The organism is Frankia sp. R43 (assembly GCF_001306465.1).
GTDB classification, from domain to species: Bacteria; Actinomycetota; Actinomycetes; order Frankiales; family Frankiaceae; genus Parafrankia; species Parafrankia irregularis.
The window spans coordinates 153683-165516 of sequence record NZ_LFCW01000008.1; the positions used below are offsets into that span (position 1 = coordinate 153683).

9 protein-coding genes are annotated in these 11834 nt (G+C 69.0%); 1 reads left to right on the plus strand and 8 read right to left on the minus strand.

Annotated elements, in window-relative coordinates:
* Position 1 precedes the first annotated feature (1 nt).
* From ACG83_RS30770 to ACG83_RS30780, 3 genes are all read right to left on the minus strand, one after another.
* Entirely contained in the window at positions 2–820 is an 819-nt protein-coding gene (locus ACG83_RS30770; RefSeq protein ID WP_054569762.1) for a crotonase/enoyl-CoA hydratase family protein, read from the minus strand.
* Between the two features lie 185 nt (positions 821–1005).
* The gene (locus ACG83_RS30775) at positions 1006–1860 is read right to left on the minus strand and encodes an alpha/beta hydrolase (RefSeq protein WP_161934815.1); all 855 of its coding nucleotides are present in this window, start codon (positions 1858–1860) and stop codon (positions 1006–1008) included.
* A gap of 204 nt (positions 1861–2064) precedes the next feature.
* On the minus strand, positions 2065–2427 hold the full coding sequence (locus ACG83_RS30780) for a hypothetical protein (protein ID WP_054569764.1): 363 nt from the start codon (positions 2425–2427) through the stop codon (positions 2065–2067).
* Positions 2428–3306: 879 nt separating this feature from the next.
* Between ACG83_RS30780 and ACG83_RS30785 the strand changes: the two genes are divergently transcribed.
* Positions 3307–4641 carry an ABC transporter substrate-binding protein gene (locus ACG83_RS30785; RefSeq protein ID WP_054569765.1) on the plus strand — a complete coding sequence of 445 codons (1335 nt, stop codon included), beginning with the start codon at positions 3307–3309 and terminating at the stop codon, positions 4639–4641.
* Positions 4642–4716: 75 nt separating this feature from the next.
* On the opposite strand, the gene ACG83_RS30790 is transcribed toward ACG83_RS30785, so the two are convergent.
* From ACG83_RS30790 to ACG83_RS30810, 5 genes are all read right to left on the minus strand, one after another.
* On the minus strand, positions 4717–5655 hold the full coding sequence (locus ACG83_RS30790; protein ID WP_083473717.1) for an acyl-CoA thioesterase domain-containing protein: 939 nt from the start codon (positions 5653–5655) through the stop codon (positions 4717–4719).
* Positions 5656–5722: 67 nt separating this feature from the next.
* Positions 5723–6535 carry an enoyl-CoA hydratase/isomerase family protein gene (locus ACG83_RS30795; RefSeq protein ID WP_083473718.1) on the minus strand — a complete coding sequence of 271 codons (813 nt, stop codon included), beginning with the start codon at positions 6533–6535 and terminating at the stop codon, positions 5723–5725.
* Positions 6532–7734 carry an acyl-CoA dehydrogenase family protein gene (locus ACG83_RS30800; protein WP_054569767.1) on the minus strand — a complete coding sequence of 401 codons (1203 nt, stop codon included), beginning with the start codon at positions 7732–7734 and terminating at the stop codon, positions 6532–6534. Before ACG83_RS30800 ends, ACG83_RS30795 begins: the two co-directional genes overlap by 4 nt.
* Positions 7735–7845: 111 nt before the next feature.
* Positions 7846–8919 (minus strand): amidohydrolase family protein, encoded by a 1074-nt coding sequence (locus ACG83_RS30805; RefSeq protein WP_131831140.1) that lies wholly within the window; start codon positions 8917–8919, stop codon positions 7846–7848.
* A 41-nt stretch (positions 8920–8960) separates the two neighbouring features.
* Positions 8961–11477: a CaiB/BaiF CoA-transferase family protein gene (locus ACG83_RS30810; protein WP_054569769.1), complete on the minus strand. Its 2517-nt coding sequence runs from the start codon at positions 11475–11477 to the stop codon at positions 8961–8963.
* Positions 11478–11834: the final 357 nt, after the last annotated feature.

Below are 11834 nucleotides of genomic sequence, written 5' to 3' on the forward strand. Positions count from 1 at the left end.
CTTAACTCGGACTACCGGGATCGCGGTAAACCGGTTCACGCTTCGCGAAGAAGGCCTCGACGGCTTCGACCTGGTTTGCTCCGCCCAGCAGTGCGGTGACCTCCTGCCGCTCAAGTTCCAGTTGCCGGGCCACCGAACGCTCACCTGTCCCCGTCAGCAGTCTCTTTCCCGCGCGCAGCACGTCCGGGCTTTGCCTCGCCAGCTCGGCCGCCAGATTCAGAGCCGCGGCGCGGGGATCCTCCTCGCATCGGGTGGCCAGACCCAGCCGGGCGGCATCATGGCCACTGACCGTTCGCCCGGTCCAGTACAGCTCCTTCGCGACATCCAGCCCGACCAGGTGCGGCAGGGTGAGACTCGCGGCCATGTCGGGGACGATGCCCCAACGGACCTCCATGACAGCCAGTGACGCAGCCGGGTCGACGAGCCGGATGTCCGCGCCCAGCGCGATCTGCAGACCAGCCCCGAAGCATGGCCCGTGAATCGCCGCGACAACCGGTACCTCGAGTTCGGTCCAGACCCAGGCAGCCTGCTGGCCACGATGTGTAATGCGTCCGTCGGTCTTCAGCACCTCAGCGAGAGGACCGTCCTTCAGCGGCGTTCCCACCGCTTCCCTGAAAGCCGTGAAATCAATTCCTGCGCAGAACCCTCGCCCTTCCCCGGAAAGCACCACTGCGCGTAGCGAGGCCTCGCGTTTGAGGCGTTCGCCGGCCTCGGCTATTTCCACGAACATTTCAGGGTCGAGAGCATTGATCTTGTCCGGCCTGTGGAGGCGGACATCCGCGACTCCGTCGCGGATGTCGACGAGGACACGTGGCGCCATGGGTTGGATATCCTCCGGATGGTCAGGTCAGACCGCGTACCGTGAGATAAATTCTGCACTGCTGATCCTCCGAACCATCGAGCGTCCCTTCTGGTGAGTTTCGAGCCTTCCATGTCTCCCGGAGAACGGGCCCCCCATTGGTGATCCAAATGTTTTCCGAGATCCTCGCGCCGCGATATCTCGGCCTATTCCACGGAGCACCGCTCTCGGATCATCTCCGTCCAGTCCCGTATCCTGTCCCACAGAAGGTGCCGGTTGGGTGCGATATTGCTGTTGTGATAGGCGTCCTGAAGGACGAAGACGGTGACGTCGCGGCTGCCAGGGAAGTGCCCTGGGATTTCGTGCGGCGGCCCGACGATGTCGTGGTCGCCTACTCCGGCGAGCACCGGCACGTCGATCGAGGCCAGTTCGTCGGCATGGCTGCCAGGCAGCATGGAGGTCAGGCCACACAGGGCGAGTAACGGCCCGGTAGCGGCGCCCAGCGCCCCCAGGGCGCCCGGGCTGGCATGCGGGCCGACCAGCATCTCGGAGTGCGCCGGCCCACCCGACACCAACGGCCGACCGAACCGCGACCGAGCGAGCTGGACGATCGCATCGTGCGCCCCAGCCGGATCGTGGGCCACCGCGAGCTCCTCCCGGCGGAGAACCTCGGGCAGCCCGCGGCCTGAGTAGCCGACCAGTACCAAGCCCTGGTAGGGGCGATGACGCGCCTGTTGGTACGCGACGAGCATTGCGCCCATCGAGTGCCCGAGGCCGATGACGACCGGATTGGCGAGTCCGAGCCCGGCGATCACGCGCTCGACGGCGAGGACCTCGACATCGGCGACGAGCTCGGGGCGCAGCGTCCACGGATCATCGGGTACGTCGCTGTCGCCGACCCCGGGATGGTCGACCAGCACGACGATCACGCCGGCGCCGGCCAGGTGCGCCGCCATGTCGTAGCCATCCATCTCGAAGTAGGCCGTCGACATGCCGCCCCCGGGGAAGCAGCACAGCACCACGGGCCTCGATGCGGCCTGTAGGTCCGGGTCAGCGACCACGCGGACCGCCAGTCGGGTCACCCCTGGCGGCGCCAGGTCACCGACCGCAATCCGTACCGACCTGCGCTTCATCATCCGGTTCGGGCCCTTCGGAATCGACCTTGGTCTCGGACACCAGAGGTCCCTGACCGACGTCTGGCGCACCGGTCCAGCGCGACGAACAGGACCGGTCCCAGGCAGACAGGCCGGGCCTGCCGGCCGCTCTCAGCGGAGGCCGGGCAGAACCTCGTGTTCGATGAGACGCAGACTGGGCCAGGCAAGCTCTGGCGGAATGCCACCCGTCATCGGGTGCGCCTGGCCGATGGCGACGGGCTGCGTCCGCAGTTCGTCCACGTACTGCTCGGGTGTGACCACTCGGTAACGATCTCCTGCGGCCAGGTCCTCGCCGGACTCGGCCGGCTCGCAGGCGCCCGTCTCGTTCTCCTGCCTGGCGGCCGCGTTCCATCGGCTGTAGGTCGCGGCGTCATGCAGGGCAAACGGAGCGATCTGCGGCCAGACAGCCTGGACGGCCTCCTGGCCTGACGCGAGATGGGTGAATCGAGTATCGCCGCCGAAATACAGGGCCATGTCAGGGTGCACCAGCAGCGCGCAGGTGCCCGCGCGATCTCCTTGCGGATGCCGTCTGCACGGACACCTCCTTGTCATCCGGAACCGCATAGGCCGGCGCACATCATAGCATTGACTATGTAGTCAACTCAACAGTCGGACACGGCCCCACGACCAGGGCCACCCAGGCGACCGACGGAGCGAGACCATCGAGCGGCCGATCTCCGCCGGCGTCGACGATGTCGACGCCGCTCGACACCCGACCGAGCCACTCACCGCCCGACACCTCCCGGCCACCCTGGGTTCATAGTAATTGCAATGTTTACTTACTATGTGGCACCTGTTACGGTGCGGACGTCGACGGCGGCTCAACCTGTCCTGGGGGAGGCGATGAAACACGACGGCCCGATAGCCGGCGAACCAGCGGTGATCGTGTCGGCGGACTGACCTTGAACCACCGACCGACCGAGTATCTGGCGCAGAGCATCTGGTAAGGCGGAGCTTCATGAGCGCCACGAGGCAGGGCGCGTCCGCTCCTGCCGAGATCTTCGCCGCCGTGTAGAGGTCGAGTCAGCTATTCCGGCGCCGCGCAGCCCAGCGGCCGCGAACTCCGCCGAGAGAGCCTTCCTCCCGATTCCAGCACGACCAGCAGGTGAGCTTCTCGATGCCGTCGTCGAACGGGCTCGGGGTGTTATCGGCGCGATGAGTCGACGCCACTTGAAAATCGGTCCTTCCCACCGGGAGAAGCAGCCGCCTTTGAGGTCGATCCCACTTCCGGCGCGCACGAGTTCGATACCGCGCACGACGAGTGGTGAAGCCCACGGGCCGGCCGGACGAGCCGATACCTCACAGGTCGAAACCAATCGACCGGTGGAGGTTCGGCAAACTAAGGAGACAGGTATGCGGCGACCTACCCGGGTTGCTCTGGTCCTATCCGCGGCCTGCGCGCTGGGCCTCGCCGGCTGCGGCGGAGGCGACAGCGCCGGTCCGGTCACTGTCGACCAGTCACTCACCAAACTGGGGCCGGACCACGGCTGGAACCAGACCAACGTCACCGTCGACGCAGCCTCGCTCAAGTGCAACACGAAGGCCACCAACCCGAATCGCGGCATCACCGCGACCTCGATCAAGATCGGCGGCCTGGTCTCCGCCACCAGCCCGACCGGTTCCTCGCATGCCGACACCATCGACGGCGCCAAGGCCCGCTTCGCCAGGGCCAACGCGGACGGCGGCGTCAACGGACGGCAGATCGACCTCCTGGAGGCACGCGACGACGGGAGCGAAGCCGCCCGAAACGCCAGCCAGGCCCGCGCCATCGTCGAGAAGGACCAGCCCTTCGCCTCGATCGTCGGCACCACCAACGGCAACTACGTCGACTCCTTCTGCTCGGACGTCATGCCGTTCTTCGGCTGGGGCAACAACACCGGCTTCTGCGGCAACGCCATCGGCTTCGGGATCACCGGCTGCCAGACCCCGCCGGCCGGCAGCCAGCGGTCCGTCGACACCGGCGGTGGCCTGCTCGTCGCCAACGAGCTCCCCGCGGGTGCCTCCAGGACCCTCGCGTTGGTCGGCCTCGACAACGACGCTGCCCGGCAGGGCCTCGTGACCGTGCGCCAGGGCTTCGAGGTCGCCGGTTTCAAGACCGTGTACCAGGAGTCGTCCATCCCGGTTTCCGGGCTGGCTGATCCGACGTCCATCGTCAGCAGCATCATGCAGGCCGATGGGGGCCAGGCCCCAGGCGTCGTCTTCTTCATTTCGCAGTTCGCCGACGCGACCAAGCTTTCCGGCGCTCTCAAGGCCGCCGGGTTTGAGGGGTTGATCGTCTCACCGATCTACGACCCACGCGTCACCGGCATCAAGGACCTCGACAACACCTACGCGCTCATGCAGTGGCAGGGTGGGTTCGACGCCGACGTCCCGGCCGTCGCCCAGATGACGGCCGACTTCGAGAAGTACTCCCCCGGCGTCGCCCTCAGCCTCACCGCGATGTCCGGATACTGGGCAGCCGACATGCTGGTCACAGCCCTGCAGAAGGCCGGCAAGGACGTGACCGTCGACTCCTTCCTCAAGCTGCTCAACACCGGCTACACCAACTACGTCCCGGGAGCCCTGCCCGAGACACGGTGGCCACTCAACCACGTCGCCCAGGCACCCTGCGAAACAGTCGCGCACCTCTCCAACGGCAAATGGAGCGCGGACCCGCTGCAGTGCGGCGCCGTCACCAAGGTCTCCTGAACCCCGCCCATGGCTGCCCGTCCGGACGCACCCACCGGGCAGCCATGGGCATTCACGGTCCTGGAGTCAGGGGCGCTACGCATGGCGCATGAGCGTGGACTGGCCGGCGGTGGCGAGCAGCCGGCCATCCTCGCCGAACATCCGGGCGTACAGCTGCGCGACACCGCGAACCAGCGCCTCCACCCTTACGTCGAGCAGAATCCACGGACTCGAGCTGTCGTCGCCCGCTCCGGGGTCGGGTGAGATGTGCGCCAGGCGGATGCTGTTGTCCAGGCTCACCCCGTACGTGGGCACGCCGCGGGCATGGCCGATCGCGACCGGGGCGAAGTCCGCCAGTACCGCCAGCACGACGGCGGACAGCGGTAGTGGCACACGGGAGCGCAGCCACAGCATGGTGCGCGCGTTCCCGGGGGTTCCTGCCAGTTCCGGGGTGGTGGGCGTCGCCCAGCGCCGCTCGACCCGTTCCAGTAGACCTGCTGCGGACCCTGGCACCTCAGGCCGCACCGTGTACTCGGGGCATTGCGCGGGCGTCCGCACTCCCACCGGTGCCGTCGCCAGTTGCAGATCGCGGCCGAAGTCGTCGGCGAGGTCTGCCGTGGGCCCGTTTCCGGCGCGGCCTCCGAAGGTCCCTGTGACGAGCAGGGTCTGGCGGCCCTCCACGGTTCCCCGCACGGCGGCCTGGGTCAGCCCGCGGCCACGCCGGCCGGCGTGGAGGCTCAGTTCCAGTCGTTCGCCGCACCGGATCGGACTGATGTACTGCACGGACGCCCACAGCGCGCGGCGCCCGAGTACCTCCTCGCAGAGACCGATGGCGGCGGCCAGCCCCACGCCGCCCCACAGCGCCCCGATCGAGTTGAGCAGCTGCGGCACGACCAGCACCTCGCCGCGCCCCAGAGCAGGATCGACCCGCAGCCCCAGCAGCTTTTCGGCGGCCAGGTCCCGCGGCACCCCAAAAACCGGGCGGACGCCATCCTCATGGCCTGTAGCCGCCTCCAGCTGGCTCATCCCAGCCATACCCCCACGTCGCTGAATCGCCACAATCGGTGTCCGCGTGAGACGCGGGCCATCGCTCGGTCATCGGTCAGCGAAAGCCGGCGACGCGTTGCTCCGTGTCGGAGATGTCGTACCGAGCGGCCGCCTCGTACTCGAGGCCGGCGGTAGTACGGGCGTCGTCCGCCTGCCGGTAGAGATCCTTGTACGCGGTGAGTGCACCCGCGCTGTTGGCCGCTATCTGGCGAGCGACGCCGGCGACGGTCTCGTCGAGGTCGTGCCGGGGGCAGGACAGCGTGGCCAGCCCCCAGGTCGCGGCGTCGACACCAGAGAAGGTCGTCGCGGTGTACGAGAGCAGACGGGCCCGGGCGAGGCCGACAGCACCGGGGAGGCGCTGGCTCATCCCCCAGCTCGGCCTGAGCCCCCATTTGGCGTGGGTGTCACCGAAAACCGCTTCGTCGGCGCAGATGATGACATCGCAGGCGAGCGCGATTTCCAACGCGCCGGTGAAGCAGTACCCGTTGACCTTCGCGATCACCACCGCGTCGAGGTGTCGAATCCTGTGGATGACACGCCGTGCCGGTCCGTCGAGCAACTCGCCGACCGCACCTCCGGTCAACGGCGCACCGCGCAGGGACTTCAGATCCACACCGGCGCTGAATGCCCTGCCCGCGCCGGTAAGGATGATCACAGGCACGTCATCCGCGGCCGCGGCCAGCTCGAACGCCTCTTCCAACTCGGCCAGCATCGTCGGGGTGATCGCGTTCATCGCCTGGGGCCGGTTAAGGGTGATGGTCGCGATCGGCGCGTCGAGGTGCAGCGTCAGCTCGGAGAACTCGGGGACCGTGGAGAGCCCTGACCTCGCCGCCCGCTCGTGCTCGGCACCGGATGCCGGGGCACTCATCTCGCTGGCTCCGGTGTGACCCTGCCGGCGACCGCGGCCTTGTCGGTCGCCTGCTGGGCGATTTCGCGCCCGATGATCTCCTTCATGATTTCGTTGGTGCCGCCGAAGATCGGCTGAATGCGTGCGTCGGCATAGGCGCGGGTGATCGGGTACTCCCACATGAAGCCGTATCCACCATGCAGCTGCACACAGTGGTCGACAACTCGGTTCTGCAGGTCGGACACCCACCATTTGGCTTTGGCCGCGTCGACCGCCGACAGCGAGCCGTCATTGAGGGCGAGTATGGCGCGATCCACATACACCTGTGCGATGTCCAGCTCGGTGGAGAGCTCGGCCAACCGGAACCGGGTGTTCTGGAAGTCGCCGATCGGTTTGCCGAAGGCCCGGCGCCCGAAGCAGTACTCGACGGTCCAGTCGTACGCGGCGCGGGCGAAGGCATAGGACGTGGCGGCGATCGACAGCCGCTCCAGCGGGAGCCGTTCCATCAGGTGGATCAGCCCCCGGCCTTCGGTGCCGAGCAGGGCGGTCGACGGAAGCAGGATGTCATCGAAGAACAGCTCGGCGGTGTCGTTGCCGCGTAGGCCGAGCTTCTCGAGCTTGCGACCGTGCCGGAAGCCGGGTGCGGCGCTCTCCACCAGGAAGAGGCTGTACCCGCGGGATCCGGCGTCGGGGTCGGTGCGGGCGAACACGATGACGATGTCGGCCAGGAAACCATTGGTGATGAAGGTCTTGCTTCCGGAGAGTCGCCATCCGTCGCCGTCGCGGACCGCGCTGGTGCGGACGCCCCGCAGGTCGCTGCCCGCGCCCGGCTCGGTCATCGCCAGCGCGCCGATCGCCTCGCCCGCGCACAGCCGCGGCAGCCAGCTCGCCTGCTGTTCGGGCGTGCCCAGGTCCCGAAGGTAGGGGACGACCAGGTCGTCCTGCGCGGACGTACCTGCGTTGAAGGACGATGCGCCGACCCGTGCCAGCTCCTCGATGAGGACCATCCGATACCGGTAGTCCTCCTCGCCGGCGCCGCCGTACTCGGCGGGCGCGGCGATTCCCAGCAGCCCCTGGGCTCCGGCTGCGAGCCACGCCGACCGGTCCACCAGTCCTTTCTCCGACCAGGCGTCCTGATGCGGAATCACCTCACGCTCGACAAAGGTGCGCGCGGTCTCCCGCAGGGCCTCGTGGTCGGGCTCGTAGAGTTCTCGCCGCACGTCGCGCGCTCCTCACTTCGCAATGATGCCGAAACCGGGGACCTGACCTCACCGGACCCGGGCACCCCGTGGCCGCGCCACAGGGTGCCATTCAGGTGTTCCGGTGCATGATCAGAGGTGGAAGACCCGCTTCGCGTTGCCGTAGACGAGCTTGTACGCCTCGTCCGCGGGGACGTCGCTCATCAGATCCGCGACGACCTTGCGCGAGTTCGGCCAGGTGCAGGCCGGGTGCGGGAAGTCGGTCGACCACATGATGTTGTCGATGCCGATGTCGTGGCGCATGTTCACGCCGCGCTGCTCGTCCATGAAGGTCAGGAAGACGTTGCGGCGGAAGTACTCGCTCGGCTTCTCCTTCAGCGCCGGGAACTCGTAGCCGTGCTTCGTCATGTAGTCGAGCGTGTCCAGGTAGAAGGGCACCCAGCTCAGGCCCGGCTCGACGAACACGAACTTCAGCCGCGGAAAACGCTCGAACAGGCCGGACAGCAGCAGCATGCCGAGCGCGTCCGACATCCGCAGCGCCGGCTGCGAGGTGAACACGCCCATCTGCGGGGTTGGGTCGCGTGCCGCGATCTCCCAGTACTCGTCCTCGACGCCGAGATGCACGCAGACCGGCATGTCCAGCTCCTGCAGCCGGGCCCACAGCGGGTCGTAACGCGGGTCGTGGTACTCCGGCAGGCCGACCGAGCCCGGCTTGGTCGGCAGGTGGACGGTACGCGCCTGGTGCTCGGTCACGAGGCGCTCAAGCTCGGCCACCGCGACGTCGATGTCGCGCAGCGGAAGCTGGTAGGCGACGAGGAGCCGGCTCGGGTCGGCGCTGGCGAAGGCCGCGCCCAGATCGGCGAAGGCCCGCGCGGCTTCCTTCCAGCCGTCCAGCATCTTGCCGAAGATCCGGAACGCGGACAGGTCGCTGAAGAGGATCTCGACGTCGACGCCGTCCTCGTCCATCGCGGCGAGCCGGGCGGCCGGGTCGGAGTAGCCGGGATGACGGGCCGCCTCGTGCAGGTAGGAGCCGAGGCCGAGCGGCGGGGTACCGCGACGCTGCATGGCGGCCATCTTGGGCGCTTCCACCAGGCGGTCGGCGGCGGCGATCTCATCGCGGAAACGGGCCGGAGCCGCTTCCTTGAGCTGGTCGACCGTGACGCGGAAATGGGAGTCGACGGAAATCAACCGATCAGTTCCAGACACAGCACACCTCCTGTTGTGGGCTGTCGGGGTCGAATGGGGATTCAGGCAACCGGGGCGTCAAGCGCGGCGCGGGCGTCGAGCAGCGCGGCAATCGAGGCCTCGTCGTAGCCGAGTTCGGTGAGGATCGGTCGGGTGTGCTCGCCGGCGAGGCACGGCGGTCCGGACACCCGGCCAGGATGCGTGACGAGGTCGACGAGGACACCGGGCTGCTCGATCCGGCCGACTCCGGGCCGCTGCGCGGTGGCGATCCAGCCGCGAGCGCGGATGTCGGGGTCGTCGAACAGCTCGCGGGAAAAGGTGGTGGAGGACAGTTCACAGGGCAGGTCCCGCTTCTCGAACGCGGCCACGACGTCCTCAGCGGAGCGCCGGGCGAACAGCGGTTCGAGCACGGCACGCAGCTCGGCGTCATGTGCCCGCCGAAGAGTCGGATCGGCGAACCGCGAATCACCGCGCAGCTCGGCCGGCGCCTCCAGAGCATCACACAGGTCCGGCCAGGAGCCGTCGTCGACCACCGCGATCGTCAGCCAGGCGTCGTCTGCGAGCCGGTACAGCCCGTGCAGTGCGGACAGGCCCCGCTGACGCGCATCGATCTGTGGCCGGTCGACCGGCGTCCCGTCCGCCCGGCTGTAGGCGTACGAGGTGGCCAGCAGGGCCGCGTTGATGATGGCGGTGCCGACCCGCTGCCCCTGGCCGGTGCGCTCTCGGTGGTAGAGCGCCTGGAGGACGGCGGTCGCCCACAGATAGCCGTTGCCGGTGTCCCCCATGTTGACCCGGCTCCAGAGTGGAGGGCCACCGAACCGGCAGCCGCCGTCCTCGTACTCGGTGCCGGCGAGCGCGTTCGCGGTCTGGTCCGTGCCGGGCTGCGACGAGCGCGGTCCGTCCTCGAAGCCGCGGGTGTGGCAGTAGACAAGCCGGGGATACCGTTCCCGCAGCTGCTCGTAGCCGATACCGAGACGCTCGGCCGCGCCCGGGCGCATGTTGTGCGCGAGGACATCCGCGGTGGCGAGCAGGCGTTCGAGCACCTCCCTGGCCGCCGGGTCCTTGAGGTTCAGCGCGATGCTGCGCTTGCCCCAGTTCGTGCCCAGGCCGAGGTGGGTCCCGGTCCAGTAGCCGTCGTGCAGCGCGTGAACCTTGATCACGTCGGCGCCCAGATCGGCCAGGACCCGCCCGCCCCAGGGCCCGGCGACACCGATCCCGAGGTCGAGCACGCGGATGCCGTCCAGCGGGCCGCCGGCCAGGCGACGCGGCGCATCCACCGCGGCGGTCGGGCGAGTGGGCGCCTGCTCACCGGCGCTACGGTCCGCGGCGGCCTCGCCCTCGCCCGCGAGTGCGGCCAGCACCTCGCTGGTGTGCTCGCCGCGCCGGGGCGCCGGGCCGGTCACCGCGCCCGGGGTGGCCGCGAACTCGAGCAGGACCCCGGCGTGCCGAATCGGCCCGGCGTCGGGGTCGGCGACCTCGACGACACAGCCGTGGTCCAGCAGCGCCTGGTCGGCGAACGCCTCCTCCGGCGAGCGCACCTGGGCGATCCCCAGCTTGCGTGCCGCCCCGAAGGCAACCCACTGATCGCTGGGGAATCTTCGGAAGGCCGCGGCAAGCTGCTCCTGGTACATGTACAGAATCGGCAGCTCCTCGGCGTCCATCCCGATCCGCACGCCGGCCCGCATGTCGTCCGCCGGGCCGTCGATGACCAGCTCGTCGCCTTCGGCGGCGTCCAGTACCGGCGTCGGCCGGATCGTCCAGAAGTGCACCCAGCGGCCGTCCGCGCATTCGAACAGGCCCTCCGGTGCTCGCCGGTCGGTCACCCACATCCAGTAGCCGGCCGCGGTGACGTCGTCGACACGCTGCCAGTTGGGGCCGGCGGCGGCCATCGCTCCCTGCAGCAGTGACGTACGCACATGCTCGCCGAGGCCGGTGACCTCCCGGGCGCGCAGGGCTGCGCTGATGCCCGCGGTCGCGAGGTAGGCCGCGCCGACGCTCGGCCACATGGACCGCAGGAACACCGGACCGTCCTGATCGAACCGGCTCGCCGGCAGATCCGGCACCTCCAGGTCGGCGAGCGGGCTCTGCGCACCGCTGATCCGATTGAGCGCCGTGCCGACGATTCCGCGTGACTCCCACTGCAGCCCGGTACGAGCCGCGACGAGCGCGTCGACCGCGGCACGGTGAGCGTCGGGGCCGTCGGGCCCATAGCCGGTGATCGAGCAGTACACCAGCCGTGGATTGCCGGCACGCAGCTGCGGCTCGTCGATACCCAGCCGGGTCGTCTCGCCCGGTTCGAACGACTCGACCAGCACGTCCGCCTGCGCGGCCAGTCGCAGGAAGGCCGCTCGCTGGCTGGCGTCGTCCAGGTCGAGAACTGCGCTGCGCTTGCCGCGGTGCCAGACCGTGTGCGCGACGTCGTCGCGCCCGGGATCGCCGTGCGGGGATTCGATCCGCAGGACATCCGCGCCGGAGTCGGCCAGCAGCATCGTGGTCATCGGTCCGGCGGCGCCCCGGGACACGTCGAGCACGGTCAGGCCGGCGAGCGGGCCGCGGCGCGGCAGAGTCGAGTCGACCATCAGGTCCTCCCGAGTCGGTTGGGGCTTGAGGGCTGGTCCGCGCGACGCGGTCGGCGCGGTTGTCTGCGTGGGGCCTGGTCGGGCTTCGCACCGCGGCCTCGCGACCTGGCTGGGATCAGCGGGCGGACGGGACGTCAGCGCTGTTTGCGACCCGCCGCGACCGAGAATAGCATCCACTATGTGGTAGGGACCATATCCGCTCACGACGCCCTCGCACGCCCAGCGCCGGCGGTCACCGAGGACAATGAGTTCGCCTGCACCGACATGCCACCACCCCACCCCCGTGGAGGGAGACACCCGATGACCAGCGACAGGCCGGGCGGACACACCGCCGTCGTCGGCATCGGGCCGTCCGCA